The sequence below is a fragment of the Desulfonema magnum genome (assembly GCF_017377395.1).
Taxonomy (GTDB): Bacteria; Desulfobacterota; Desulfobacteria; order Desulfobacterales; family 4be13; genus Desulfonema_C; species Desulfonema_C magnum.
The window spans coordinates 7582704-7609306 of record NZ_CP061800.1 but is presented as its reverse complement, the minus strand read 5'-3'; the positions used below and the strand labels follow the sequence as shown (position 1 = coordinate 7609306).

Sequence of the window (26603 nt, the reverse complement as noted above, 5' to 3'; positions counted from 1 at the left end):
CGATGCAGGTATGCTCTCGTCAGGCAGAGACGCTTCAAAACGTTGACCGTGAAATAATTTTTAACCAAAAAAGGAGAAAAAATTATGTCTGAAAGCGTTTATAAGGTGATCGAAGTGGTAGGAAAAAGCACTGAATCCTGGGAAAAAGCCGCAACAAATGCCGTGGAAACCGCTGCCCAAGGTCTCAGGAACCTCAGAATCGCGGAGATCAGCAAGTTGGACCTGAAAATTGAGAACGGAAAAGTGGCAGCGTATCGTGCCAGGGTAGCGTTATCCTTTAAATACCTCGACAATCATAAATTCTCCGGAGATTTTGAAGGTCATTCCGATTTTTGACTGAAATGATGAACGCCGAACATTTCATGCTTATTTTTACAGTTCTGACGATTTCAGTATTGTTATGAGAACTTATGACTGACGAGTAAAAACGACTCATAATCACAATAAATAATGCAGGTTGCCGCGTCTTCTGCCTGTTATTATTCAACTCCTTAAAATCGGCACGCAGCCGACACACAAGCCTTATGGCTGCATGCCGACCCTTTGACCACCTTACAGACATTACGTTTTTACCTGCATTTTTATAATAAACGCAAATTTCATACCAAATCTGCCCTCGCCGGCCTCATCAGTGATCAATCTGAACAACCAAAATCAGGGACAAAGAAAATGGCGGAAAAGAGAAAACTGAAAAGAAGACATCTGATTTATTATTTGGATGTTTTTGAAAGAAAAACCGGCCAATTCGTTGGGAAACTGGTTGATATCACAACGGACGGGGTTATGTTAACCACTGAATTTCCTATAAAATCAGGCGTAATTCTGCAATTAATCATGTTATTGCCTGAAGAAATAAGAGATCACAAACAAATTACTTTTGATGCCAGAACTCAGTGGGTTGAAAAAAGCATCAAGCCCGATTTCTATGATATTGGCTTTGAACTGCTGAGTATTTCCCATAAAGATATTGAAATTATAGAAAGTCTTATTTTTGATTTTTCCTTTAAAGACTGAAAGTTGAAACTGGAGACTGGAAACTTGAAACTGGGGTCAGGTTTCAAGTTTCAAGTTTCAAAACCAGGAGACAAAAAAATGGAAAGAAAAACAACGGCTTTTTTCATTTTGTTCTTTTTTATGTTTATAATGATGTGTCATATGCAAACATCTGATGCTAAAAATATTCAATCTTCAATTGAAAGTTCTCAGCTCTTCCGAGTACTGGATATCAGTGAGCGCACTTATGACGGGGGGCCTGCCATTGCTGTTCTTTGTTCAGAATCGCTGGATCCTAAAAAACGCCATGATGAACACCTCCGTATCAGCAGTTCGGAGGGATTGCTTAAAAGTGCCTGGGTCCTTTCTGATGATCATCGTCTTCTCTTTTTTCCGCATGTGGAATCGGAAACCGAATATTCTGTTTCTGTGTTGGAATCCTTACGCTCTGCAAGCGGACAGCAACTCAGCAGGCGGGTAAGCAAAACTATCACCACGCGTAAGATTACGCCTATTGTCAGCTTTGCCAGTGAGGGGTTTGTGCTTCCGGCAAAAACGACTGACGGGCTGCCTGTTGTCACTGTTAATGTGGAAAATGTCGAGATTGAGTTCTTCAGACTGAATGAAAAAGGGCTGGTCCACTTTGTGAATTGGAAGAACACAACCGGACGCAAAGATTATTACAAACTCAGTCGGATTCAAAAATATGGTGATCTTGTTTTTTCAGGTTGTTTTGATCTGAATGCGCCCCGAAACAAGCGGACGGTCTGTCATATTCCCGTGGAAGATATCAGCGCGTTGCAGGCCCCGGGAGTCTATCTCGCGGTGATGCGGGAGCCGGGAGAATATGCTTATAACTACCAGGCCACTTATTTCCTGGTGAGCGATATCGGACTTCATGCCAGAATTTATGAAAATGAATCCCTTCTTGTCACTTCCTCCCTGAGTACCGGATCACCTCTGCCTGATGTCAGCCTGACCTTTTATGATAAGAAGGGTGTGTCCGTGGGCGAGGGGCAAACAGATTTGGACGGGCGTTATCGTTATCCTGAAAAACTCCTGGGAAAAGTTTTCATGATCAAAGCAGTTTCAGGTGGGCATATCAGTGTGTTGCCGCTGAATGTCCCTGCCCTGGATATGAGTGAGTTTGATCTGGGCAAACGCAGTTATCAGGCTCGTGAGATTTATATTTTCAGTCCCCGGGACTTGTACCGCCCGGGGGAAAAAGTGATTGTATCCGCGCTGCTGAGAAACTATGACGGCAGGTCAGTCGAAGCGCTGCCCCTCAAAGCCAAATTGTACCGGGCAGATGGCCGGGAAATGAAGAGCTTTACCTGGCACGCCCGGGATATCGGGAGCAGTGAGCAGCTCAGTTATTATCAGACCGAATTGGATATCTCCAAAGAGGCTCAGACAGGGCTTTGGAGTCTCAAACTGTGGGACAATCCCTCCGCGAAATCGCCTGCCGGCGTTTTTGAGTTTCATGTGGAAGATTTTTTACCGGAACGGATGAAACTTGAATTAAGTTCTGAGCAGCAGGCTCCGGGGCCGGAGGATGATCTGAAAATTGATATTTCCGGAGAATATCTGTATGGCGCGCCCGCGGCAGGAAATACATTGTCTGCCCGTGTTCGTGTCAGGGCAAAACGCGAGATGTCTGAGAAACTGAAAGGCTTTCAGTTTGGGGATGTCCGGGATGAGACCTATCAGGATCATTGGGAATTATCAGAAACGACAATGGATGATCAGGGAAAGCTGTCATTGACAATTCCCAGCCGATGGAAGGAGATAAAGAGTCCCCTTTCCGTGCGTGTGATTGCCAGCCTTTATGAAAGCGGAGGACGGCCTGTTGTCCGCAATATTGAGAAAACCATCTGGCCCGGTAAAACCCTCATCGGCATCCGTCCGCTTTTTGATGAAAAATCAGCAGATGAAGGCCCTGTGAAATTTGAAGTGGCAAAAATAAACCCGGACGGAACCTTGGTGCCTGCGAACAATCTGATGGTTGAACTGACCAAGGAAGACCGTGATTATTATTGGGAATATTCCGAGTCCACAGGCTGGCAGTACCGATATACGGAAAAGAAGTATCAGTTTCTCACCGAAACCCTGAATATCAAAGCAGGAAAGCCCGCGCCTTATACACTTCAGTTACAAAAAGGGCAGTATGTGCTTGCCATCAGAGACACGAAAACCAATCTGATCACCAGTCTTCGTTTTCGGGTGGGGGCCTGGTGGTACTACGGCGCTGACCAGGGGGGGGCCGCTCGTCCTGACAAGGTCGTGCTGACGCCTGACAAACCCGCGTATCGTCCCGGAGATATTGTTCAGCTGACAGTGACACCTCCCCATGACGGAGATGCTGTGATTCTGGTGGAAGGGGAAAGCCTGCTCTGGTTTAAGCGGATGAAGGTTTCCGCGGAAGGGACTGTGGTTGAAATCCCCGTATCCGCGAGCTGGGACAGCCACAATATTTATATCAGTGCCGTGGTATTCCGGCCCGCGAGCGCAAAGGAGAAAATCACCCCCAATCGTGCGGTGGGTCTTGTCCATCTTCCCCTGGACCGGTCCTCACGAAAATTAAGCATAGACATAAACGCCCCTGAAAAAGTTGCCTCACAAGGCCCCATGACTGTTCGTTTGAAACTGGAAACTGGAAACTCGAAACTTGGAACACACCAGCCCGCCTCAAGTTTCAAGTTTCAAGTTTCAAGTTTCGTCACCCTGGCCGCAGTGGATGTGGGGATTCTGAATATCACGGAATTTAAGACTCCGGATCCGTTTGGCTGGTTTTTTGAACGCCGGCGCTATGATGTGAACAGTTACGATATTTACGGCAAAGTCATTGAAAATCTCAAAGGTCAGTTGGCAAAGCTGCGGTTTGGCGGTGATGCGGATTTTGGCGGCAAACGTCCGGAAAGTGAGGTCAAGCTGATTTCGCTGTTTCAGGGGCCAATGCGGTTTGATGACAATGGCGAGGCTCTGCTTACGTTTGATCTGCCTGATTTCAACGGCAGGCTGAGATTAATGGCGGTTGCTTTCACCAAAGACAGCTTTGGTTCTGCGGAAACAGAGGTCACGGTTGCCGCGCCCACGGTCACGCAACTGGCGATGCCTCGTTTCCTGGCTCCGGAGGATGTCACGGAATTTACCCTGGATGTTCATAATCTCAGCGGCGATGATCAGCAGCTCACTTTGGAGATGAGCGCAACGAATCCTCTGAAATTGGAAAGAGGCGAGCGGATTCTTCAGCTTGCTGACCAGCAGAAAACTACGCTGCGCTTTCCTGTGAAATCGCTTCCTTTTCCCAAATGGAGCCGGGGAATGAGAGGGACTTCGGATCAGGGGATCATGTCAAGTACCATCCGCATGGAGCTTGAGGGCGAGGGCATTGCTTTGGCACGGGACTGGCAACTGGGTATCCGGCCCGGGTATCCCGGCATTGTCCGCAAAGTCCGGAAGATTCTGAACAAGGATGAGAAAATTTTTATGCTGGGGGCTTCGCAGGCTGCGGATCTGATTCCGAGTACGGTTGATGTCAGCCTGAAAATTTCACCAGTGATTCCTTTGGATATTCGGAACGCGATGCAGGGACTGATTTCCTATCCTTACGGATGTCTGGAGCAGACCGCCAGCCGGGCATATCCCCTGCTTTTTGCCACGCCTGAGCGGGTGGCGCAGTTCAATTTGCCGCGTCTCACCCACGAGGAGAGAATCAGCCGTCTGGAGAAGGGGATTCAGCGTCTCTCCACCATGCAGTTGGCATCCGGCGGTTTCGGATTATGGAACAAGAGCAGCCCGGAAACGCCCTGGCTTACGGTTTATGCCACAGATTTTCTGGTCACGGCACGGGATCTCAGCGTGGATGTGCCGGAGGATATGCTGGACAATGCATTGGAACGGCTTGAGAAATATCTGTCAGGCGGAGCGTCCTTGTCCGAATACGGGACCAATGAGGAAAGGCTGCATCTTGATTTTGCAGTTCGCAGTTATGCGGCCTATGTTCTGGCAAAAGTAAGCTGGGCCGATCTTGGCACATTACGCACCCTTTACGACAATCACCGCAAAGAATCCGGTTCCAGTCTGCCGCTGGCGCATCTCGGTATTGCCCTTGAGAAAATGGGAGACAATAAGCGCAGTAAGGAAGCCCTGAAACTGGCAACTGAAAAACGCTGCAGCCGGTACGGATACTGGGGGGATTACGGCAGTCTTATCCGGGATTTGGGGCTGACCATCGCGCTGTTTATTGAAAATAAGGCTGATGGCACTGAGGGGTTTGACAAATTAATGCTGGATTTGGAGGATGCGTTACATGATCGCCAGTGGTTCAGCACCCAGGAGAAATTCGCCATTTTCAAAGCCGGTCTGGGTCTGGAAGGACGGGCAGGTAAGGAGTGGAAGGGACGGATGACGATTGCCGGTAAGGAATCTGTGATTAAGAAAAAAGGTGCGTATATTGCAAGTCCGTCAGTGAAAGACCTAACACGGGGCATCACTTTTGCTTCAGAAACACCGGGTTTTCTGTACGCGTCCGCCATTATCAGCGGCTATACAAAGACGCCGCCGCCAAAGGATGACTCTCATATTTCCATTGAGCGGGAATTGTATGATTCAGAAGGAAATTTCATTCAGCGGAATGAGTTTAATGTGGGCGAACTGCTGGTGGCGCATCTTCGGATCAATTCCAAAGAATGGATTCCTGACGCCCTGGTTGCGGATCTCCTGCCTGCGGGATTTGAGCTTGAGAACCAGAATCTCATGCACAGCGTGAAACTGGATGATATTCAGATGGAGGGGAAATCCATATGGCGGCTCAAGGAGCAGGCGGACATGGTGCATGAGGAATATCTGGATGACCGGTATGTGGCCGTTGTGAAGCTGAATGAGCATTCTCCCACACATTTGTTTTATCTGACCCGGGTGGTCTCTCCGGGAACCTTCACTGTGCCGCCGCCGTTTGTGGAATCCATGTACCGGCCGGAAATCAGAGGGATTGGGGAGACGCCGGAGCCGGTCAAAGTGCTGAATAAGAATAATTAGAATCTGCAATTACACGGCATTCATGCGGGATTATGGAATATAAGTACCTGACCATAAGTTTTTAATATCTGCCCGGGAAAGAAACCCGGCTTTTTTTCCGGAATGATGCTTCTCCGAAAAAGGAAAAAGCCGGGTTTCTCCGCCGCTCACAGAAAAAAAGCTGTATAAAAAACTTTTGCTCAGGTACTTAAGTACCTGACCATAAGTTTTTAATATCTGCCCGGGAAAGAAACCCGGCTTTTTTTCCGGAATGATGCTTCTCCGAAAAAGGAAAAAGCCGGGTTTCTCTGCCGCTCACAGAAAAAAAGCTGTATAAAAAACTTTTGCTCAGGTACTTATCTGGTCTGAGTCTATAAAACACAGAGCCGAATCAGAAAATGCTGAGAGCCTTTAACATAATATTTATTTGTCAATCCGGAGTGCAAAGTTTGCTTTATGACTCCCTCGGATTCACAGTTCCGGGCCGGACGCATCTCATAAAGCAAGTTTTACACTCCGGCCAATCTTTCTGTTAAAAGCTATACAAGGAAAACTATGACCGATGAAATGGAACAGAATCCTTGGTTCGTCTTCGCTTGGGGCAATTTTATGTTTTTATGTCTTGTTCAATTCCCCTTCTTCCCGATTCTTGCCCAGAAGGTCAAGAAACGCTGTGAAGAATTGGGGCATACTATTACTGGAAACATTATCTTCAGTGTACTGAACACATCCCAACTGTGGAAACAGGCGAATGATGTCCTCAAAATTACAAATGACCCCGAACTTAATCTGCTGATGAAATAAGTACCTGAGCAAAAATTTTTCATACATCTCTTTTTCCGCGAATGGGGGAGAAACCCGGCTTTTTCCGTCACAGGCCGCGGGTCATTCCGGGAAAAAAAGCCGGGTTTCTTTTCCGGGCAAATATCGAAAACTTATGGTTAGGTACTTATCACGTCGGTTTCCACATGTATGCGATAGCATCGTTAATCTTTGTGGGTATAGCGATGTTTGTCGCTGTGGGTTAGTCAAAGCCGGATGAGATTCAGACGGAGATATATGATATAGATTGGTATGGTTAAACCGAAAAGAAAATTAGCGAATTGCACAGGTTTCGAATGGGATAATGGGAATATTTCCAAGAATTGGGATAAGCATGACGTATCAGCAGCAGAATGTGAACAAATCTTCTTTAACAAGCCCCTTATTGTAAAGCGTGACAAAGAACATTCCAAACTTGAAAACCGATACTACGCACTTGGTCAGACGAATATGGACAGATTTCTTTTTGTCGTATTCACCGTTAGAAACAAAAAAATAAGAATTATTTCAGCGCGGGATATGACCGGGGCGGAGACAGAGAGGTACTTAAAATGAAAAAGAAAATCCCCAAATTTAATAGTGAGGCGGAAGAGCGCGTTTTTTGGCAGCAAAACGATTCTTCAGAATATCTTGACTGGTCTGATGCGGAGGAAGTTGTATTTTCTCAGCTGAAGCCTTCAACTCGAACTATATCAATCCGCCTTCCCGAGTCAATGATTGAAGAATTGAAATTATTAGCCAATAAACGAGATGTCCCTTATCAGTCGCTACTAAAAATATTTCTTTCAGAACGAATTGATGCCGAATTACATCAATACCGAACAACGTCAGAATCATGCTTTTCAGCGAACGCAAAAAGCCACGGCAATTCAGGAAGCACAATACTTATTTCCTGACAAAGAAAGCCCGGCAGAAAATTGATACCGAATAAATAAATATTGTGTCCCCCGAATTATCGGGATGACAGGTATGTGGCGGTTGTGAAACTTAATGAGCATTCTCTGACTCATTTGTTTTATCTGATCCGGGTTGTCTCTCCGGGGACTTTCACTGTGCCGCCGCCGTTTGTGGAATCCATGTACCGGCCGGAAATCAGAGGGATTGGGGAGACCCCGGGGGCGGTTAAGGTGCTGAATACTCGATGTTCAAGTTTTTTGTCCTTGACTAAATAAAATTAGTATTTTTAACGAGCTAAAATTTCGGGATAAATATTCCCTTTGCAAACTTTGAAAATACAACCTGCTGAATTTATTGATTGCCACATAAAAATCCGGCCTAAAAATTAATAATAAATTCGGTCAACAGAAAAAAACTTGAACATCGAGTGAATAAGAATAATTAAAATATTTGGTAGTGTTTCAACTCTATATGTGAATTCTGTAACAATTTGAATTAACATACTGAATATTGGATAAAATTCAGATTTGGGACACTACCAAATAATTTTTTATATATACAAAGAAAAAAAATTATATGAAATTAAAATTTCTTGATCTCTTTGCAGGAGCCGGTGGTTTATCTGAAGGATTTGTCCGGGCCGGCTTCTGTCCGGTGGCGCATGTGGAAGCTGATCAGGCAGCCTGTTTCACACTGCGAACGAGGATGGCTTACCACTGGTTGAAGTCAGAGGGCCGGGCCGAGCAATATAATGATTATCTGTATAGAAAGATTTCGCGTTCGGAGCTTTACAGTCTTGTTCCGGATCGTCCCATCAACTCTGTAATCAATGCTGAAATCAGTAAAGATTCTTTGCCGGAAATATTTATAAAAACAGATGAATTGCTTGATGGTGATAAGCTTGATCTGATTATCGGGGGGCCGCCCTGTCAGGCATACTCAATTGTCGGTCGTTCAAGGGACAAAAACCGTATGAGAGGCGATAGCAGAAACTATCTTTATGTCTATTATGCTGAGTTCCTTAAACATTACCGTCCATCCTTTTTCGTCTTCGAGAATGTGACTGGTCTTCTGTCAGCTAAAGATGAAGATGTAATCTTTATTTCGACAATATAAGAAGTCAGTCCTGTGTTTCGGAATATGAAATGAGGTTATGGCATGAATAAAATAAAACGAAAATCATGGACAAGAGAAGAGCTTATCCTTGCGATTAATCTCTATTGCAAAACCCCGTTTGGAAAAATCCATATCAGAAATCCGGAAATAATAGACCTGGCAAAAAAAATGGGGAGGAGTGCAGGATCAGTCAGCTATAAACTTGCTAATTTTGCAAGTCTCGATCCTTCACTTAAAAGGAAAGGTGCATCTCATACGAACAAGCTCGACCGGGAAGTATGGAACGAATTTTTTGAAAACTGGGAAGGCATGGCTTTAGAAAGTGAACTGAGCATGGCCGTGTCAAAAGGTGAAAAGTCTGAATTTGAGTTCAATAAGGTGGCTGAAGGAAAAACAAGGGATGTTGTTGTAAAAAGCCGAATAAATCAGAACTTTTTCAGACAAATGATTCTGGCCTCCTACAACAACACATGTTGCATTACCGGCATGTTCGTTCCTGATTTATTAATTGCAAGCCATATCGTACCCTGGTCAGTGGATGAAGATAATCGCCTTAATCCCAGTAATGGCCTTTGCTTAAACGCTTTGCATGATCGAGCATTTGACAAATGAAGTTTTTCTGAAAAACCTTTTGCCCCAGTTGGAGACATGGAAAGCTTACGGAAAGTCAAATTCGTCAAGAACCGAGAAGGCATTGTTGCGCTTTACGCTCAATCATCTGATGCAGATACTTGATGAGGACGAGGAGCAATGCTTCCCGGAAGAAATATACATTTACCCACCACTGTCAGATGCTTTGAAGACGGGAAGTGTTATTGAGAAAGAGGATGACAAAAGCCTTTATGCCATATTAAATCCGGCTTGTGATCTTGTCGTCAGAAAGAATGGTGAATATAAAACAGATCGCATTATGCTGGTGGAGATAGAAAAAAGGGAATTGTTTATTGATGCAGCGTTGAAAGATATTACTAATAAAAAAAAGAAGAAAAACAGACTAAAAGATGTCTTCGGCAATAATTACAATGCGTACTCTCATTGGCTGCCTCATACAAAATTTTTTGAGGGGGGTTTTCTTAATTTTAGAAAAATATCAACTCGTACCAAAGAGGAGGTTAAGAGTGCGTATAAACAACCACATATTCAGATATCGCCAGACTTCATAAAAGATATATTATCCCGTTTTTCCTCTTATTATGCTCGTCAGGGGCAACCTGATATTGAGTGCGATAAAATAATTGAAGAAATCGTTACCTCATCCGGCGATACGAAATGATGATAATTTCGGAATTTCAGGGGGCATTCGGAATTTAGGGAGAAATTCGGGGGACAAATTCGACAAAATTCGGGGGACACAATACTTATTTCTTGAGAAAAAAAGTCTGGAAATTGGGACTGAATAATATTGTGTCCCCTGAATTTCCTGAATTATGGATTTACAAATAAATCAGAAATGAAATACTTCAAAGATGATGACATTCTGCACCTTGTCATTTCCGAGGAAAAGGAGGCGGGAAGTGTGGAAATAACTCCGAACATCATTGCCGAGATAAACGGGGACGGCGAACTGATCGGTATGGAAATCCTGAATGTTTTTAATTTATTATTTATCGGAACTATGAGGACCGGTCATTTGTGGCGGAGGTTCCTGAACCTCCCGTTTGCATGGCACACGGGGACACATTATGAGGTAGTGTTCTAAAACTGGACTTTTCTGAAATCTGTGTTATTATAGTATAGTCATTCAGGATAAAAAACTGTTTTCGGAGGAATATTTCGATGGCACTGATTCCTGTCCGCTGGACGCTCTGCGGAGGTGAGAAAGTGAAAAAAGAGGAAAGACAGATGAGGGAAAGCAGCGTTACCTGTGTCAGAATGAGAATTGCGAGGCAAAATCCTTTCGGTGGTGTTCTAAAACTGGATCTGAGCCGATATTTCCTAAATTGATTCAAACGGTTAAAGATTTTAGCTCCAGTTTTGGAACACTACCCAAAATGTTCTCATAACTGTTATTTTTTGTGCAAATATACTCAAGATTATACACTAAAGTGTGTTATGAAAAATTTTAAAATTGGAATTCGATTACAGTTGATGATGTTTGTTTCAATAATATTGTCTGTTTCAATATTATCCATGTTTATGATCTGTTATAGCATAGCCAAAAAAGAGATCATAGATGCAAAGGGAGAAATGTTCGCCAGAATATGTAAGGATGTTCTGGGTTTTATTGAATTACAGGATGAAAGAGTCGGAAACGGAGAAATTTCATTACAAACTGCACAGGATGAGGTAAGAGAATATGTAAACGGTCCCAAATTACAAGATAGAAGCAGAGATGCATCAAAAAGCAGGATGAATCTGAATTTCAGCGGTAAGGAAAAAGACCCTTATATGTATGTCTGGGGACTTGACAGTAAAGGAAATATAGTTATGCATCCTTTTAACACTGAATCGACAAGTGCCTGGGATTTAAATATTGATGGGAAATACACAACTCGTGACAGCTGGGGAAATCCTAAAAGAACAGGATTTTTGTTTAGAGAATTATGGCAAAATCCTGGAGAACCGGTTTATACATTTTTAGCCTATCAGCTACATTATGAACCTTGGGACTGGATAATCGGGGCAGGTGGAAGAGACGAAGTATTTTATAAAGAGATTAAAAAGAAGTTGATGTACAGATTTCTGTTGGCGGCAGTTATACTTTTTTCAATTTCTTCTGTGGTTGGCTACTGGCTTTCCAATAAGATTTCAAAACCGTTAATAAATTTGGCAGATAATGCGAGACAGATATCGGAAGGAAATCTGAACGTGGAGATACAATTAAAGCAGAATAATGAAATAGGTGATCTTGCCACCTCCTTCAATTCTATGATAAAAAAACTAAAAGAGACAGTTTTATCAATAATGGAAAGCGCAGAAAATGTAAGTGACGGAAGTGAGCAGATTTCAATGCGTTCTCAGCAGATAGCGGAAGGTGCAAATCAACAGGCAGCATCTTCCGAAGAAATTAGCAGTTCAATTGAGGAACTCTCTGCAACAATAGAACAAAATGCCGAAAACGCAAAGCATACAGAAGAAATGGCTGCAAAAGCAGAACACAGTATAATAGAGGGACAAAAAGCGACTGAAAATACATTGGAAACAATGCTGAAGATTTCGGAAAAGATAATGATTATTGATGAGATAGCAATAAAAACAGATATGCTCTCAATAAATGCATCAATAGAAGCAGCAAGAGCGGGTGAATTCGGAAAAGGTTTTTCTGTTGTAGCTCAACAAATAAAAAAGTTGGCGGAAAAAAGTCGGAAAGCAGCTAACATTATAATAAACTTAGTGAATTCAAGTGTTGGTATTAGTGAAAATGCCAAAATGATATTATCGCAAGCCGTACCTGATGTGCAGAATACAGCCAAATTGGTTCAGGAAATAGCCGCCTCAAGCATCGAACAGAATGAAACTGCAAATCAGATAAACGAGGTGATTCAGGAGTTTAATTTAGTTGTTCAGCAAAATTCAGCAAGTTCGGAAGACTTGTCAGCATGTTCGGAAGAGCTGTCAGGTCAGAGCCGATGCTTAAAAGATGCAGTCAGATTCTTTAATCTTGAGGATAATATTAAAATCAATGACATTTCACAGATAGAGGACAAAGTGATGAAAACTATTTCGGAAACTTTTCAGAATATTAAAACTGATAATTTTGAATTAACGATAACTCCCAAAGAGCATCAAAATAACATGAAAAAGCAGAATGAGATAAATATGGAACCTGATGAAAGTATCAAAGATTATGAATTTGAAAAATATTAGTAAATTCAAAGGGCTAACCCGGAGCTGATTGTGTCAAGTTAAATCCAGATCGTTGGAACTGAACGAAAGTTCATGAAATTCGATAATGTTGTCCAGCGGGTGATCGGAAAACAAGAAAGTCCCGCACGGCTAAAGTGTGGCCGACAGGCCGTAAGTGAAGTCCGAGGGCAAACCCGGCAACGGGCGTCCGAAGCCGGACGGAACGAGGGTGCAGGCTGTGTGACTGAGCCCCGAAATGGGTATAGTTGTGGTCAGGAGGATAAGCTTCCGGGAAACCGGAAGTGAAAGCCGACGTTGTTCAGCGAACGGAAGGCGGCAATCCTGAAAACGATATGGCAAGTATTCAGGATACCACCGGGGTCTGAGAGCAGGGCATGCACTCATGGGGACAACCTGGGAACTTGAGAGATCCGTATGTTTCCCTGCGGAGAAAGAAAGGTGTAAGGAAATCCGGTCAGAAGACAGAATCCCGGCGCAGTGGAGGAAGCCCCGCCGCACTGACGAGCCTGCTGAAAGGCAGGAACACAAACACAAAAGAAGGGCAAAGCAGGGTATCAGGCAAGGATAGCGGAGAGCGAACGAACCTGAGACGGACATGCGGAAGTCTTAGCGGATCATAGTACCGACGGATGGCGGATAAAGTGCCGTCCGGTAAGGCGGGGAAGTAAAGCCCGTGCGACCCGCCGCAGGGAAGGAGAAGCAGGGTATAACGTTTTTCTGGTAGGAACTATGGGAGATACGCAGAGATCACAAACCATATCAACGGTAAATCAGGAGATTGCGGAACAGACTTGCTGCAATCCGGCAAAGACGGAAGCCGGCCTGAAAGCCGGTATAAGCCCGCCGGTATTAGTCGGAGAGACATCCTTCGGGAAGATACGGATGCTGGCGGAAAATAATCCTGACATGGTTTTCACATCCCTGGCACACCGGATTGATCTCAGCTTACTGAGAGATTCATTCCGGGCAGTCCGGAAAAGTGAAGCCGCCGGAGTTGACGGGATGACAGCAAAGGAATATGCTGAAAATCTTGATAAAAACCTCTATAATCTGTATGAGCGGCTGCGAAGAGGTCAGTACGTGGCAACCCCGGTAAAAAGGATATGGCTGGATAAGGAGAACGGAGAAAAACGACCGATAGGAATACCTGCGCTGGAGGATAAAATTGTTCAGAAGGCGGTGGAGACGGTTCTATACGTCATTTATGACGTAGATTTTTATGATTTTTCTCACGGATTCCGGAAAGGGCACAGTCAGCATATGGCAATTCACGAAGTGCGTGAACAATGTCTGAGACTGAACATCAACTGGGTTGTGGATGCGGATGTAAGCGGATTTTTTGACAATATAAACCATAATTATCTGCAGGATATGATAAAGCAGAGAGTAAACGACGGCGGAATACGGAAGCTGATTGGAAAGTGGCTGAATGCCGGAGTGCTGGATGGCGAAAAGTTGAGCCGTCCGGAAAGCGGCACCCCGCAGGGAGGTGTAATCCATAGGTGTAAAGTTAAGGAACTGCTGAATTGTAAAAATATCCTTTTATAACATATGGTTGTTGTTTAAATAAAATGCAAGAAATGCCGTGTCGCAAATTACTTTTTCATTGCATCTCTCAGCACATGCTGATATTCCGGACTGTGTGAAAAAAACAAAATATCCGACAATCTCATAAGATCATATTTGGGAGGACTGTGCAATGATAAATAAACAGATTAAAATTGATGTCAGAACAGTTAAAAAGTTTTTCAAAAAAGGAAAGATCAGAAAAATAGCTGAAAAAACCGGTTTCATAAAGAGAAAACGGAAATTGGACGCATTCGAATTTTTCATATCGCTGACTTTCGGTTCGCTGACAACGACCACAATAACTCTGGGTGCCATAGCGGAAAATCTGTCCGAATGTATTTCAAGGGCGGGAATAAATGACCGTTTTAATCAGTATGCCATTGATTTTCTGACAGAAGTTTTTTCATTTTTTTTCAGAACGGCGACTGAAAACGGACATAATATCAATATTGACGTATTAAATCAGTTCGGCAGAGTGAATATTATTGACAGTTCGTCATGGGAGCTGCCCCCGGGCCTGAAATCCGCATTTCCGGGATATAACATTGCGGGTTGCAAAGTTCAGTTAATGTATGATTACAAAACCGGAGTGATTCAGCTGTTTGATATAAAAAAACAAACGTGTAACGATCAGAGTTATTCGAAGACACTGGGCGATCAGATCAGCGCGGATGATCTGCTTATTTTCGATCTGGGATATTCAATTGCGGACATGCTGAAAATAACTGATGACAAAGAAGCCTTTTTCATATCCCGTTTTAATTATTCCGGAATCGGTCTGTATATAAAGAAAGGGGAAGAATATGAGAGAATCGGAATCTCGGAGATATTGAAAAAGCTGAACGGCAATGAGACAATATTTGAATTCGAATGTTATACGGGAAACAAAGAGAAAAAGATAAAGATACGCTTTTTCGCAGTCAGAGTTCCGGAAGAAGTTGCAAACAAAAAACGGAGAAAAATGTGTCAGAATGCCAAAAAGAAAGGAAGAACCCCCAAGAAAGAATCACTGCGACTGTGTGAGTGGAACTTTATGATGACAAATATTCCTGCTGAGAAAACGGAGGATGTGAGAACCATCCTTGCATTTTATCCGATCAGATGGTCTGTGGAATTATTTTTCAAACAGTTTAAATCGGTATTGAACATTCATAAAACAGAAGTAAGAAACAATGAGGACAGGCTCAGGTGCGAAGTATTGGGAAAAGCGATAGTTGTGATGTTCATATCCTACTGTTATTCGAATGCCAGATCAGAGGCATGGCGGATACTCGGCGAAGAGGTAAGTATTGACAAGACAGTGAAATATTTCAGAAGAAACATAGCCGGTCTGACAGTGCTGCTTTCGGATTCTGCTGACAAAGCGGCAAAACATGTCAGGAAAATGATAGCAAAAATAACTGACACATGCCGGAAAGAGAGGCAGAAAAGCAGAAAAAACTCCCTTGATGTACTTATCGACGGAGCAGTTCTTGAAAACTATAAATATGTAAAGGTAAACCTCTCGGAACTCGGGCAGCCGGGTAAAGGCATGCCTCTGTCTTTCCGTCTTTTCAATCTGATAAATGTGAATTTATTTTTTGAAATCATACCGTTAGCAGGTTAGTTAAGTATCCTTAACTTTACACCTATGAGGTGTAATCTCCCCCTTGCTGGCGAATATATTTCTGCACAACGTCCTGGATGACTGGTTTGTAAAAGAGGTGAAGCCCCGCATGAAAGGGCGGTGCTTCATTATCCGATGGGCAGATGATTTTATACTCGGTTTTGAGGCAAAATCAGATGTATACAGGGTAATGGAAGTCCTGCCGAAACGATTTGAACGGTTCGGTCTTTCTCTGAATATGAAAAAGACAAAACTGATACCGTTCGGCAAACCGGACAAAGCCGGGAAATACAGACCCGGAACATTCGACTTTCTCGGATTCACATTCTACTGGGGAAAATCCCTTAAAGGATACTGGATAATAAAGAAGAAAACAGCCAGAAAGAGGCTGTCCCGCTTCCTGAAAGCGCTGTGGGACTGGTGCAGGAGGAATCGCCATAAACCCTTGAAAGAACAATACAGAGCGTTATGTGAGAAGCTTCGTGGGTACTATCAGTATTTCGGAGTACGGAGCAATTACAGAGCATTGGCTGTTGTTCATGAACATGCGGTGAAAGCCTGGCGGTACTGGCTGAGTCGCCGGAGCCATAAGGGCGGAATAACGTGGGAAAAATTTGTGAAAATCAAAGCAGGATTCCCTCTGCCGTTACCCAGGATAATCCATGACATTTGAAAAAAAAAAAAGTCTGTGGGCAGCAAAGTTATGCGCCAGACGGAGTGTCGCCTGTTTGGTTTCCGACCCGGTAAAAAGGGTCAGAACCGAGGAACCGGATGAGGGAAACCTTCACGTCCGGATCTGTGGGGAGGGCGTCAGGTAACTGATGCCTTTACCCGGAACTCGGACGCGAAAGGGTTCCGGTCGCTACGCTCCCTCCCCCCATGTGCGGGACTACCGTTTTATTTTCAGGTAGTTGAAATTTTGGACTTTCGATCAATGACGAATAAACCAACATATAAAGAATTAGAACAAAGAGTTAAGGAATTAGAACAGGCTCTGAAACAAATCAAAACTGAACATAAGCAATCGGAAAAATCATTAAGGTTCAGCAATGCTCGTTTTAGAAACTTGTTCGAAAACGCAGCATTCGGTATCATTATCTGCCGTTTGATTAAGGATGAGAAAGGCAGAGCCATTGACTTTGAACATCTTCAGGTTAACGCTGCCACCAGGCGGCATACCGGTTTCAATCCCGAAACGCTTGTAGGTAAACGTGCTTTAGAAGTAGCAGCAATAGAAGATATTGCCAATATTATAAAGATATACGGACAGGTTGTAGCCACAGGAAAACCTTATGAATATGAACAACACTTTACAATTTATGATCGAACTCTGCAAGTCGGTGCATTTCCGATAGAAGACGATCTGTTTGCGTTGACATTCATTGATATTACTAAACGTAAACATTCGGAAAAAGCGCTGCGTGAAAGTGAACTGCGATTCAGAAGCACATTTGAACAAGCTGCGGTTGGAATATGTCATACGAATCCAAGTGGAAAATTTGTAAGGCTTAACAAACGATTTTCTGATATTGTCGGTTATTCTAAGAATGAAATATTTTTATTGACATGGCAGGATATTACCCATCCTGATGACCTTGAAGCTGACTTAGAATATGTTAAGCAGGTAGTAAATAATGAAATTCAGACTTATTCAATGGAAAAACGTTTCATACGTAAGGATAATTCTATTGTTTGGGTTAATTTAACTGTTTCATTAGTTCGGGGTAATACCGGGGAACCGCAATATTTCATCGGGGTTATTGAAGATATAGATTATCGTAAAAAAATGGAAGAGCAACTTAGGCAAAACCAAAAAATGGAAGCCATAGGAGTACTTGCAGGCGGCATTGCTCATGATTTTAATAATTTGCTTGGAGTTATCTCAGGAAATGTTTCTTTTGCTTTATCGCAATTAAATTATAGTAAAGAGCTATTCGAAGCATTAGAAGATGTACAAGAGGGAACAAAACAAGCTCAAAACCTGACTCAGCAACTTCTTACTTTTGCCAAAGGCGGTGAGCCGATAAAAAGAACGGCAAACCTTAATCATCTTATTATAGAATCTGCTAAGTTCGTTACCCGGGGGGCTAAATCAAAATGTGAATTCAGTTTAGCAAATGATTTATGGGCTGTTGAAATTGACAGCGGACAAATCAATCAAGTCATCAGCAATTTGATAATAAATGCATCTCAAGCAATGCCTGATGGTGGCAGAATTAAAATTCGGACAGAAAATACGGAGATTGAAGCTGACAATAACCTGACTCAACAAGCTGACAGATTCATCAAAGTCACTGTTGAAGACCAAGGTATCGGCATTTCAGAAAAACATCTTAAAAAAATCTTTGAACCGTTTTTTTCAACAAAACAAAAAGGGAGCGGACTCGGACTTGCCACATCCTACTCAATAATTAAAAAACATGGTGGTCACATCACCGTTTACTCAGAGCTTGATAAGGGAACAGCTTTTCATATTTATCTGCCTGCCTCATCTGATATTTACAAAGAAATTAAAGAAAATAAAGACCATTCACATCATGGGCAAGGCAAGATTCTGATCATGGACGATCAAGAACCTATCTTAGAAATGCTTGGCAGATTATTAAATCAGATGGGCTATGAGACGGCATTTTCAACAGATGGCGTTCAGGCTGTTGAAATGTACCAAAAAGCATATCAATCCCAACACCCATATGATTTAATAATCCTTGATCTTACAGTTCCCGGAGGAATGGGAGGAGCAGAAACCATTTTGGAGTTATTGAAGATCGATCCAAAAGTTAAGGCGATTGTCTCAAGTGGTTATTCAAATGATCCGATCATGGCTAATTATAATGAATACGGCTTTTGCGGAGTTATAGCAAAACCGTACACAAAATCTCAACTCACTCAACTTTTAAATAAGATATTTCAGGAAGAACATTAATTCCTAATTTTAGTGAGAAATACTTCTGATGAACGATTACATCCGGAAATCGAAACAGGATTACTGTAAAGAAAAGAAGTTTGGTAAGCAGCCACTCGCATAGCCCGGGGCTGATCGTGCCAAGATAAATCCGGATCGTTGCGCGCCAAGCGAAGCTTGGTGCTTCTTACGGGGTGAAAGTCTCTGCCGGATAAGGTCCGGCCAGCCGCCCGTACCGAGTGTCGCGTGCGGTCAGGACGGGCATACCGTCGAACGACCCGTATGAAGCGTTACAGGCCACAGGGGGAGGAACGTCGCTCCCCTGAAGCATGTTAACACATCGTCAAGACTAAAAATGCAGACGGCGGCGTTCTTAACGCAACGGAAGCCAACACAAAGGAATCGTTAGAAGCACTGCAAAGCTTGCTTTAGCTTTGATCGGGCGAGATTCCGGATGGGCTGCCGGTGTCCGCAGGGCGTGGCATGTATGAAGAGAAGTACACAGGAACTTGGGAGACCCTCAAAGTTCCTGCCGGAAAAAGGTGACAACCCCTGACTTTCTCTGATATGGAGAAAGGCAGCAGGTAAGCGTACCCGATGAGAAGAAGGAGGATCGCCGATGACTTCCGGGGAGTCATACTCACTCATAATACTCTGATACGGTAAGGCTGATCTGATGGGGAAGGGGTGAGCAGAGTTGCGCAGTCCGCAAAGGAAACTACGCCCGGACAATGCTGATCCGGATAAGCGGAGCAAACCTCACTGCGGAGAATAGCAATAACCGTAATTTTTGAGCGGAGTATCGAAGCGAGTAACTCTGAGGAACTTTGTGCGGTAATTCCGCACGCAGGGGGCTGTGAGGGGGCAGTTGTCCTACCCCGATTATTCTTTAACTAAATCAAAGGGGAGAGCATGGCGTCTAAAGAGGTAAAAGAAAGAAATGACAGCGTTATCAGAGAGTTCGCAGACAAGGTTATTGATGAAGCTGACAAACGTGGTCATAAAAATGCTACGGTCGGCAGTGGAGTTGGCGGTCTTATCGGTGGCTTGTTAGGTTCTTTTGCAGGCCCGCCCGGTGTGGCTGTTGGAACAGCACTTGCAGGAACAATAGGTTATCTGGTGGGTGAAGCAAAAGATGAGGAGGAATAAGACATTTCTGTAATCAATTAGTGTCTGTCATCTGAATCCATTATTTCAGATTATCAGAGACAAACACTATAAATCGAACAAGGTTATGGGGCTAACATGAAAGCAACACCTGTAAAAGTTCAGTTGGCTGTATCAGCGAATCCCCCACCGTCGCTTATCTGGCTCGTTATAGTTTTTATCAGATATCACGGTTTTTAAGAAAAGGAAAAACAGATGCTTCAGACAATCACACCCGAGATTTGCAGCAAACTCGGAAAAATCGGTTTTGATGAAGATGAAATAAACACCATTCGGATGATTCACGAATTAAAAACAAGAACATATCAGATCAACATAAAAAAACTGATAAATCAGGCTGCTTTTGAAAGTCTGTCGGAAGGAATTGCCGAAACTTTTGAAAAAAACAGATGGAGCGAAGACGATTTTTTTGAGATTGTCGAAAGACACAGGGAGAAAAAGAGGAAAAAGTGAGACTGGTCGTTGACACAAACATATTTTTCTCCGGCCTGAGTCCCAAAAGTTACTATCATCCGATTCTCAGGGGCATATATTCGGGAAAGTGCAAGCTGCTGGTCTCAACTCCTGTTCTGTTTGAATATGAGGAGATTTTGCAGAGAGTGTTTCCGAAAGAACTGCTGGAGCAGTTCTGGCTCTTTGTCCTGACTTCCGAAAATGTGGTCTTCGTCAGTCCGACTTTCAGTTTTCAGCTTCCCTTTGCCGACGAGGATGATCAGAAATTTGTTGATTGTGCGGTTTGCGGCAGTGCGGACTTTCTGATTACAAATGACAAGCATTACAATATATTGAAGGATGTCAGATTTCCGAAAGTCAGAGTGGTCAGGGGGAAGACATTCATTGAAAAATTTGTCACATGATATAAACAAAATATAAAAAAAATAACCCGTCGTTTGTCGTGCCAAGATAAATCCGGATCGTTGGAATCGGGCGCAAGTCTCGTGAAATTCGATAATGTTACCCCGCGGGTGATCGGGGGAATCCCTGTAATTCAGGGGACACAATACTTATTTCCTGACAAAGAAAAGCCCGACAGAAAACTGAGACCGAATAAATAAGTATTGTGTCCCCCGAATTATCCGGAAACCATCAGTGCCATAGCAGATTATGCTGAAAATGCAGGCGATATGATGCGGGCCATGCTCGTAAAGTAGGAAAATGGAAAAGCTGACGCCATCCGGCGGTGCGGAAGGCAGTCAGTTTTAAGCGTATTCGCGACACTCCGATATGTATAACGAAGTAGATCAGAGATGAAGGAAATTTGGTTTGATTAATAATATGGCGGGTTCCAGAGAAATTGCTCTGCCTTTAAGAACAATTTCTCTTTTCATAGCATATTCATAGAAAAGTTTTGCTAAACCAGCGAAAGGCAGAGGCGCTTAATTTTTTTCTTCTAAAAGTGCTTTATGGCTCAGGCTGATTTTTCCGTCTTTCCTGATTTCAAGAACTTTGACCTGAATCGTCTCTCCTTCTTTCACAACATCCGTAACCTTTTTTACACGGCGTTTTGAAAGCTCTGAGATATGTAACAGACCGTCTGTTCCGGGTAAAATTTGGACAAACGCACCGAAATCTGTTATTTTTACAACTGTCCCGTCATAAATCTGTCCGACTTCCGGTTCTATTGTAATTTCACTGATCCGGTTTAAAGCCGCGTCGGATTCCTCTTGTGAATTAGAAGAAATTTTAACGATCCCTGAATCATCAATCTCAATCCGAGTATTTGTTTCAGCCTGAATCGCACGGATAATTTTTCCGCCAGGTCCGATAATATCCCGAATTTTTTCAGGGTTAATCTTAATACTGATCACTTTCGGGGCATAAGGTGAAATTTCCTCCCGCGGCTGCTCCAGCGTTTTCAGCATTTTTTCAAGGATAAACAGCCGGCCTGTACGGGCCTGTTCAAGGGCCTTTTTCATGATGTCCTGTGAAAGCTCATGAATTTTAATATCCATCTGAAGCGAAGTTATGCCCTCATTTGTACCGGCCACCTTAAAATCCATGTCCCCGGTGTGGTCTTCATCCCCCATGATATCAGAAAGGATAACCACCTTGTCCTCATCCTTCATCAGCCCCATTGCAATGCCCGCGACCGGTGCCTTGATGGGAACCCCTCCGTCCATCAGGGACAGACTTCCGGCGCAGACTGTTGCCATGGAGGAAGATCCGTTGGATTCAAGTATCTCCGAAACCAGACGAATGGTATAATCAAATTCTTCTTTTGGCGGCAGAATGGGTTCGATGGCCCGTGTGGAAAGCCCGCCATGACCGATATCTCTGCGGCTGGGTCCTCCGATGCGTTTGACCTCTCCCACTGAAAACGGCGGGAAATTATAATGAAGCATAAAAGGTCTGAATTCCTCTCCGCTTAATGTTTCCACCCGCTGTTCATCCATACCGGATCCGATGGTCAGAATACCAAGGGCCTGGGTTTCTCCCCGGGTAAAAAGCGCACTGCCGTGAGGTCTCGGAAGAATGCCGACTTCACAGGTGATGGGCCGTATTTCATCAAATTTTCTGTTGTCAATACGGCGTCCCTGTTTCAGTATAAGCTCTCTGGAGACTTTTTTATGAAGATCATTAAACACTTCATAAACTTCACCTTTGCGATCCGCATAATCTTCTCCGAGTTCCTCAAATATCTCTGTTTTGATGGCTCTGAGCGCTTTGCCGCGTTTTACCTTTTCAGGTATCACAATGGCTTCACATAGTTTCGGCATCGCGAAAGCTTCGATTTTCTGAGCCAGTTCCAGGTCCTTTTCAGGTGGAACAAAGGGTCGCTTCGGAGCCCCGGCTGCCTCTTTCAGTTTCACTTGTAAATCTATAAGCGGCTGCATTGCCGAATGGCCAAAAAAGATGGCTTCAAGCATATCTGCTTCGCTGACAATATTACCGCCGCCCTCCACCATGACCACGCCAGTTTTTGAGCCGGCGATAATGATGTTGATATCACATTTTTCCCAGTCCGCTATGGGAGGATTGATAATAAACTCCCCGTCTATGCGCCCCACGCGGACACATGCAATGGGACCCTCAAATGGTATGTCTGATATCTCAAGGGCCGCGGATGCCCCTGTCATGGCGAGCGTATCCGGATCATTTTCGTGATCCATGGACAGTACTGTTGCAATCACCTGGGTCTCATAAAAAAAATCCTTGGGAAAAAGGGGGCGTATGGGACGGTCAATCAGCCGGGCTGTCAACGTCTCTTTTTCACTGGGTCTTCCGACTTCCCGCCTGAAATAATTTCCCGGAATACGGCCTGCCGCATAGATTTTTTCCTGATATTCCACTGAAAGCGGCAGAAAATCCGTACCGACTCTCGGTTCATTGGCAGCAACCACTGTGACAAGTACAATGGTCTCTCCATATTGAACGACCACAGACCCGGAGGCCTGCTTGGCAACTTTGCCGGTCTGAATACTCAGGGACTTTCCCCCAATTTCTGCTTTAAACAAAATTTCCATGTTTATCTCCTGAAAACAGTTATCAGTTATCAGTTATCAGTCAACAGCGATCAATTATCAATTATCAATTATTAGCTGATGACTGGTAACTGCACAGTTTACTGATCACTGATTCACTATCGTCTCAGTCCCAGAGCCTGAATGATCGTTCTGTATCGTTTCACATCTTTGTTTTTTACATAATTTAAAAGTCTGCGACGTCTTCCGACCAGCATCAGCAACCCTCTCCTGGAGTGATGATCCTTTTTATGAACCTTTAAATGTTCTGTAAGATAAGTAATGCGATGGGTCAGAAGCCCGATCTGAACCTCAGGTGAGCCTGTATCATCTTCATGCAGTTTAAAACGATCAATCAGTACTTTTTTTTCTTCTGTTGTGAAAACCACTTTTTTTTGCCTCCTTATCTGTCATTCGTTATTTGTCAGTCTGTGACGAATGAAAAACACAACAATATTTATAACGATGACTTCCTTTATTATCACTTAATATGGCCAGAAGGTTGTTATCTGTATCAACAATTTTAACAAAATTCTGTGTATTATCTGTTTCTGCAAGCATAACATCCTTTTTTGTTATGACGTTACCATACATTATTTTTTTAGTCAAAACATTATCAGCAACATAAGCAGGCATGTCCCGCAAAGCGTCTGACATGGGGACCATCCGATCTGAGACCCTGCTGAATTCCCCCTCGGGGGAAATGAGTTGTGCCAGTTCTGACAGGGATACGGCTTCATTTATAGTAAAGCCGGTGCTTTTAGTCCGTCTGAGTTCTTTAAGGTGGCCTCCGCATCCCAGGGATGCTCCGATATCCGAAGCCAGTGTTCTGATATAAGTTCCTCCGGAGCAGGATACGTCAAAACGTATTTCCGGAAGACTGATATCAAGTATGTTAATGGATGAAATAAAAACCTGCCTGGCCGGTTTTTGGACAGGTTTGCCTTTTCTGGCAAGCTTATAAAGAGGGACGCCTTTATGTTTTAAGGCCGAATAAACCGGGGGGACCTGCTCAGTTTTTCCTTCAAACTGCCTGAATACAGATGTTATGGTCTCTTCAGAAATATTTATCTCATCATGCCTTGAAATAATCGTTCCGGTCAGATCCTGAGTATCTGTTTCAATTCCCAGATGAAGAACAGCTTCATATGTTTTATCGCCATGCAGAAAAAATCTGGCAAGTTTTGTGGCCTGATTGACACAGCATAACATGACCCCTGTTGCAAACGGGTCAAGCGTACCTGTATGGCCCGCTTTTCTGACGCCAAGCAGTTTTTTTACACGAGCGACGACCTGGGCGGAAGTTACATTGACAGGCTTGTCAATAACAAAAATTCCATTTAATTCATTCTGCATATATTAAAATCTGTTGAAGACACGGAGCAAATCGGACTTGTCGAGTTGTTGAGTTCAGTTGACAATTTCTTTGGCCAGATTAAAAATTCCGTATTTCAGATCAGATATCGAAGACTCAATATTAAATCCCGCCGCAGTCCGATGTCCGCCACCGCCAAAATTGGCGGCAATTGACGCCACATCAATCGTTCCGTCGGAACGCAGGCTGACATGAAAATTTCGATTTTTCGCAACAGACCCGGGACGTTTTTTGATTTCTGACTGTTGTTTTTTGACCGGAATATGATAATCCGAAACTGGCAGTTGGCAGTCAGGAAGCCAGCATTCCTGAATAAGAACAGCGAGTTTGACATCTTTTATCCGTCTGGCATAATTGATCAGCCCGTCCGTGTCCTCAGCCTGCGTACCGGTTTCATCAAACATATCCCGGGTAATTGTCATCATGGACACCTTACCATTATATGAAACTTCAAGGGTATCAAGGGCCAGATTTAAAAGCTTCAGACGCCCCATGGAATATCTTCCATACACATGCTTGGCAACATTATACGGATCAACGCCCAGTGCCACCATTTCATTACAAATTTCAAACGCTGCCTTGTTGGTGTTTGAAAAACGGAACGAACCCGTATCTGTCAGAATTCCCGTGTATATGCATGTGGCAATGGCCGAAGTTATCGGAACCCCCATTTTTTTTATCAGACGATATATGATTTCCGCGGTGGCACATGCAGATATATCAATCAGGTGAAAATCACCAAAATATGTGTTGGTGATATGATGATCAATATTGATGAGTTGAAACCCGGAACCTGACTTCCCTAATTCCGACCCCATCTTACCCACTCTCTGTATATCTCCGCAGTCGAGAACAATGGCAGCGTCATATTCAAATGTCGAGTTTTGAATGTTGTCGAGTGTCGGAACGATGCGAGCGACTGATGGCAGGAAGCAATAGACAGTCGGGATCTTGCTTTCGTTATAAAGCGTTGTTTTTATATTCAACGCATTCAGCGCAAGGCCCATAGCAATCAGAGAACCAACCGCGTCGCCGTCCGGATTGACGTGAGAGGCAATGAGCACATTTTCGCTGTGCTTCAGATAGCGTATGATATTCTCCATGACTTGCATTAATTGAACATTGAACACGTTTCAGTTCAGGCATCAATCTTCAATTTTTTTAAGTACGTTGTCAATATGTGCGCCATAGTCAAAAGACGTATCATAATAGAATTTAAGAGTGGGCATATATCGTAACTCAAGTTCCCGGGCAAGCGTGCGTCTTATATACCCCATCGCACTTTGAAAGCCCGCTGCCACTTCTTTTTGTCTGTCTTCGCTGCCTGCTGATGTGGAAAAAAATATACGTGCGTTTTTCAAATCCGCTGACATTTCAACGCCCGTGATGACTGTCATATCGAGGCGGGGATCTTTAATCTTTTTCCGTAAAATATCGGACAAAGTTTCTTGTATCAGGCCGCCGACTCTGTCTGCTCGTTTAAAAGGTTTCATAATTTTAATTGAGAATTGAGAATTGAGAATTGAAAAAAAAGAAATTCTCACTTCTCTTTTCTCAATAACTGATGATTTCCATTTCAGTGTCAATAATTTCAGCAAGGCCCAGATTTTCTGCCAGATTAAATAATTTATCTATTTTAGAATTTATGACCTTCTGATCATTTCCTGTCAACGCGAAACCAATTTCCGCCCTTTGATAAATATCATTCGATCCCACTTCCGCGACCGAAACATTAAAATGATTGCGCAACTGGGTAATGACGGATTTCACCACCTTTCTCTTTCCTTTCAGAGAACGGCAGTCATGAATCCTGAATGTAATGATTCCGATACCTATGACCATATTTTAATTGAGAATTAAAAGTTG

General features: G+C 43.5%; 25 protein-coding genes and 1 pseudogene. 20 read left to right on the top strand and 6 right to left on the bottom strand.

Annotated elements, in window-relative coordinates; translation table 11 throughout:
• The first annotated feature begins 84 nt into the window (after positions 1 to 84).
• From dnm_RS29165 to dnm_RS29070, 20 genes and pseudogenes are all read left to right on the top strand, one after another.
• Positions 85 to 336: a dodecin family protein gene (locus dnm_RS29165; RefSeq protein ID WP_207680374.1), complete on the top strand. Its 252-nt coding sequence runs from the start codon at positions 85 to 87 to the stop codon at positions 334 to 336.
• A 333-nt stretch (positions 337 to 669) separates the two neighbouring features.
• The gene (locus dnm_RS29160; RefSeq protein ID WP_207680373.1) at positions 670 to 1014 is read left to right on the top strand and encodes a PilZ domain-containing protein; all 345 of its coding nucleotides are present in this window, start codon (positions 670 to 672) and stop codon (positions 1012 to 1014) included.
• Between the two features lie 78 nt (positions 1015 to 1092).
• Positions 1093 to 6033, top strand: coding sequence for an alpha-2-macroglobulin family protein (locus tag dnm_RS29155; protein ID WP_207680372.1), 4941 nt, complete (start codon positions 1093 to 1095; stop codon positions 6031 to 6033).
• Positions 6034 to 6567: 534 nt separating this feature from the next.
• Complete coding sequence (locus dnm_RS29150) at positions 6568 to 6816, top strand: hypothetical protein (protein ID WP_207680371.1); 249 nt, start codon at positions 6568 to 6570, stop codon at positions 6814 to 6816.
• 270 nt (positions 6817 to 7086) lie between these two features.
• Positions 7087 to 7389 (top strand): BrnT family toxin, encoded by a 303-nt coding sequence (locus dnm_RS29145; protein WP_207680370.1) that lies wholly within the window; start codon positions 7087 to 7089, stop codon positions 7387 to 7389.
• Positions 7386 to 7730, top strand: a complete 345-nt coding sequence (locus dnm_RS29140; RefSeq protein ID WP_207680369.1) for a BrnA antitoxin family protein — start codon at positions 7386 to 7388, stop codon at positions 7728 to 7730. Before dnm_RS29145 ends, dnm_RS29140 begins: the two co-directional genes overlap by 4 nt.
• A 42-nt stretch (positions 7731 to 7772) precedes the next feature.
• Positions 7773 to 8006 carry an alpha-2-macroglobulin family protein gene (locus dnm_RS31750; protein WP_353740329.1) on the top strand — a complete coding sequence of 78 codons (234 nt, stop codon included), beginning with the start codon at positions 7773 to 7775 and terminating at the stop codon, positions 8004 to 8006.
• A gap of 301 nt (positions 8007 to 8307) precedes the next feature.
• Positions 8308 to 8847 (top strand): DNA cytosine methyltransferase, encoded by a 540-nt coding sequence (locus dnm_RS29130; protein ID WP_207680367.1) that lies wholly within the window; start codon positions 8308 to 8310, stop codon positions 8845 to 8847.
• Between the two features lie 42 nt (positions 8848 to 8889).
• Positions 8890 to 9459 carry an HNH endonuclease gene (locus dnm_RS29125; RefSeq protein ID WP_207680366.1) on the top strand — a complete coding sequence of 190 codons (570 nt, stop codon included), beginning with the start codon at positions 8890 to 8892 and terminating at the stop codon, positions 9457 to 9459.
• Between the two features lie 85 nt (positions 9460 to 9544).
• Complete coding sequence (locus dnm_RS29120; protein ID WP_207680365.1) at positions 9545 to 10120, top strand: hypothetical protein; 576 nt, start codon at positions 9545 to 9547, stop codon at positions 10118 to 10120.
• Positions 10121 to 10297: 177 nt separating this feature from the next.
• Complete coding sequence (locus dnm_RS29115) at positions 10298 to 10546, top strand: DUF2283 domain-containing protein (protein WP_207680364.1); 249 nt, start codon at positions 10298 to 10300, stop codon at positions 10544 to 10546.
• A gap of 77 nt (positions 10547 to 10623) precedes the next feature.
• Positions 10624 to 10745: pseudogene (locus dnm_RS29110) on the top strand (IS1/IS1595 family N-terminal zinc-binding domain-containing protein); the annotation flags it as partial.
• Between the two features lie 154 nt (positions 10746 to 10899).
• The gene (locus dnm_RS29105) at positions 10900 to 12654 is read left to right on the top strand and encodes a methyl-accepting chemotaxis protein (protein WP_207680362.1); all 1755 of its coding nucleotides are present in this window, start codon (positions 10900 to 10902) and stop codon (positions 12652 to 12654) included.
• 729 nt (positions 12655 to 13383) lie between these two features.
• Positions 13384 to 14202 carry a reverse transcriptase domain-containing protein gene (locus tag dnm_RS29100; protein WP_207680361.1) on the top strand — a complete coding sequence of 273 codons (819 nt, stop codon included), beginning with the start codon at positions 13384 to 13386 and terminating at the stop codon, positions 14200 to 14202.
• Positions 14203 to 14353: 151 nt separating this feature from the next.
• The gene (locus dnm_RS29095; RefSeq protein WP_207679109.1) at positions 14354 to 15829 is read left to right on the top strand and encodes an IS4 family transposase; all 1476 of its coding nucleotides are present in this window, start codon (positions 14354 to 14356) and stop codon (positions 15827 to 15829) included.
• Between the two features lie 43 nt (positions 15830 to 15872).
• Positions 15873 to 16502, top strand: a complete 630-nt coding sequence (locus dnm_RS29090; protein ID WP_246556139.1) for a reverse transcriptase domain-containing protein — start codon at positions 15873 to 15875, stop codon at positions 16500 to 16502.
• 261 nt (positions 16503 to 16763) lie between these two features.
• Positions 16764 to 18755, top strand: a complete 1992-nt coding sequence (locus dnm_RS29085; RefSeq protein ID WP_207680360.1) for a PAS domain-containing hybrid sensor histidine kinase/response regulator — start codon at positions 16764 to 16766, stop codon at positions 18753 to 18755.
• Between the two features lie 891 nt (positions 18756 to 19646).
• Positions 19647 to 19883, top strand: coding sequence for a glycine zipper domain-containing protein (locus tag dnm_RS29080; protein WP_207680359.1), 237 nt, complete (start codon positions 19647 to 19649; stop codon positions 19881 to 19883).
• A 213-nt stretch (positions 19884 to 20096) separates the two neighbouring features.
• A complete protein-coding gene (locus dnm_RS29075) occupies positions 20097 to 20354 on the top strand; it encodes a hypothetical protein (RefSeq protein ID WP_207680358.1) in 258 nt (85 codons plus the stop codon).
• Positions 20351 to 20758, top strand: coding sequence for a putative toxin-antitoxin system toxin component, PIN family (locus dnm_RS29070; protein WP_207680357.1), 408 nt, complete (start codon positions 20351 to 20353; stop codon positions 20756 to 20758). Before dnm_RS29075 ends, dnm_RS29070 begins: the two co-directional genes overlap by 4 nt.
• Positions 20759 to 21277: 519 nt before the next feature.
• Here the strand turns inward: dnm_RS29070 and pnp are convergent.
• The 6 genes from pnp to dnm_RS29040 all read right to left on the bottom strand — a co-directional run bounded on the left by pnp (position 21278) and on the right by dnm_RS29040 (position 26579).
• The gene (pnp, locus tag dnm_RS29065; RefSeq protein ID WP_207680356.1) at positions 21278 to 23365 is read right to left on the bottom strand and encodes a polyribonucleotide nucleotidyltransferase; all 2088 of its coding nucleotides are present in this window, start codon (positions 23363 to 23365) and stop codon (positions 21278 to 21280) included.
• 116 nt (positions 23366 to 23481) lie between these two features.
• On the bottom strand, positions 23482 to 23751 hold the full coding sequence (gene rpsO / locus dnm_RS29060) for a 30S ribosomal protein S15 (RefSeq protein ID WP_207680355.1): 270 nt from the start codon (positions 23749 to 23751) through the stop codon (positions 23482 to 23484).
• A gap of 28 nt (positions 23752 to 23779) precedes the next feature.
• On the bottom strand, positions 23780 to 24718 hold the full coding sequence (gene truB, locus dnm_RS29055) for a tRNA pseudouridine(55) synthase TruB (RefSeq protein ID WP_207680354.1): 939 nt from the start codon (positions 24716 to 24718) through the stop codon (positions 23780 to 23782).
• A 54-nt stretch (positions 24719 to 24772) separates the two neighbouring features.
• On the bottom strand, positions 24773 to 25867 hold the full coding sequence (locus tag dnm_RS31080; protein WP_246556138.1) for a DHH family phosphoesterase: 1095 nt from the start codon (positions 25865 to 25867) through the stop codon (positions 24773 to 24775).
• A gap of 15 nt (positions 25868 to 25882) precedes the next feature.
• Positions 25883 to 26230 carry a 30S ribosome-binding factor RbfA gene (gene rbfA, locus dnm_RS29045; RefSeq protein ID WP_207680353.1) on the bottom strand — a complete coding sequence of 116 codons (348 nt, stop codon included), beginning with the start codon at positions 26228 to 26230 and terminating at the stop codon, positions 25883 to 25885.
• 61 nt (positions 26231 to 26291) lie between these two features.
• The gene (locus tag dnm_RS29040) at positions 26292 to 26579 is read right to left on the bottom strand and encodes a DUF503 domain-containing protein (protein WP_207680352.1); all 288 of its coding nucleotides are present in this window, start codon (positions 26577 to 26579) and stop codon (positions 26292 to 26294) included.
• Positions 26580 to 26603 lie beyond the last annotated feature (24 nt).

Coding starts and splice junctions, on each gene's coding strand:
- dnm_RS29165 (WP_207680374.1), top strand. CDS start 85: ATGTCTGAAAGCGTTTATAAGGTGATCGAAGTGGTAGGAAAAAGCACT.
- dnm_RS29160 (WP_207680373.1), top strand. CDS start 670: ATGGCGGAAAAGAGAAAACTGAAAAGAAGACATCTGATTTATTATTTG.
- dnm_RS29155 (WP_207680372.1), top strand. CDS start 1,093: ATGGAAAGAAAAACAACGGCTTTTTTCATTTTGTTCTTTTTTATGTTT.
- dnm_RS29150 (WP_207680371.1), top strand. CDS start 6,568: ATGACCGATGAAATGGAACAGAATCCTTGGTTCGTCTTCGCTTGGGGC.
- dnm_RS29145 (WP_207680370.1), top strand. CDS start 7,087: ATGGTTAAACCGAAAAGAAAATTAGCGAATTGCACAGGTTTCGAATGG.
- dnm_RS29140 (WP_207680369.1), top strand. CDS start 7,386: ATGAAAAAGAAAATCCCCAAATTTAATAGTGAGGCGGAAGAGCGCGTT.
- dnm_RS29130 (WP_207680367.1), top strand. CDS start 8,308: ATGAAATTAAAATTTCTTGATCTCTTTGCAGGAGCCGGTGGTTTATCT.
- dnm_RS29125 (WP_207680366.1), top strand. CDS start 8,890: ATGAATAAAATAAAACGAAAATCATGGACAAGAGAAGAGCTTATCCTT.
- dnm_RS29115 (WP_207680364.1), top strand. CDS start 10,298: ATGAAATACTTCAAAGATGATGACATTCTGCACCTTGTCATTTCCGAG.
- dnm_RS29105 (WP_207680362.1), top strand. CDS start 10,900: ATGAAAAATTTTAAAATTGGAATTCGATTACAGTTGATGATGTTTGTT.
- dnm_RS29100 (WP_207680361.1), top strand. CDS start 13,384: ATGGGAGATACGCAGAGATCACAAACCATATCAACGGTAAATCAGGAG.
- dnm_RS29095 (WP_207679109.1), top strand. CDS start 14,354: ATGATAAATAAACAGATTAAAATTGATGTCAGAACAGTTAAAAAGTTT.
- dnm_RS29085 (WP_207680360.1), top strand. CDS start 16,764: ATGACGAATAAACCAACATATAAAGAATTAGAACAAAGAGTTAAGGAA.
- dnm_RS29080 (WP_207680359.1), top strand. CDS start 19,647: ATGGCGTCTAAAGAGGTAAAAGAAAGAAATGACAGCGTTATCAGAGAG.
- dnm_RS29075 (WP_207680358.1), top strand. CDS start 20,097: ATGCTTCAGACAATCACACCCGAGATTTGCAGCAAACTCGGAAAAATC.
- pnp (WP_207680356.1), bottom strand. CDS start 23,365: ATGGAAATTTTGTTTAAAGCAGAAATTGGGGGAAAGTCCCTGAGTATT.
- truB (WP_207680354.1), bottom strand. CDS start 24,718: ATGCAGAATGAATTAAATGGAATTTTTGTTATTGACAAGCCTGTCAAT.
- rbfA (WP_207680353.1), bottom strand. CDS start 26,230: ATGAAACCTTTTAAACGAGCAGACAGAGTCGGCGGCCTGATACAAGAA.
- dnm_RS29040 (WP_207680352.1), bottom strand. CDS start 26,579: ATGGTCATAGGTATCGGAATCATTACATTCAGGATTCATGACTGCCGT.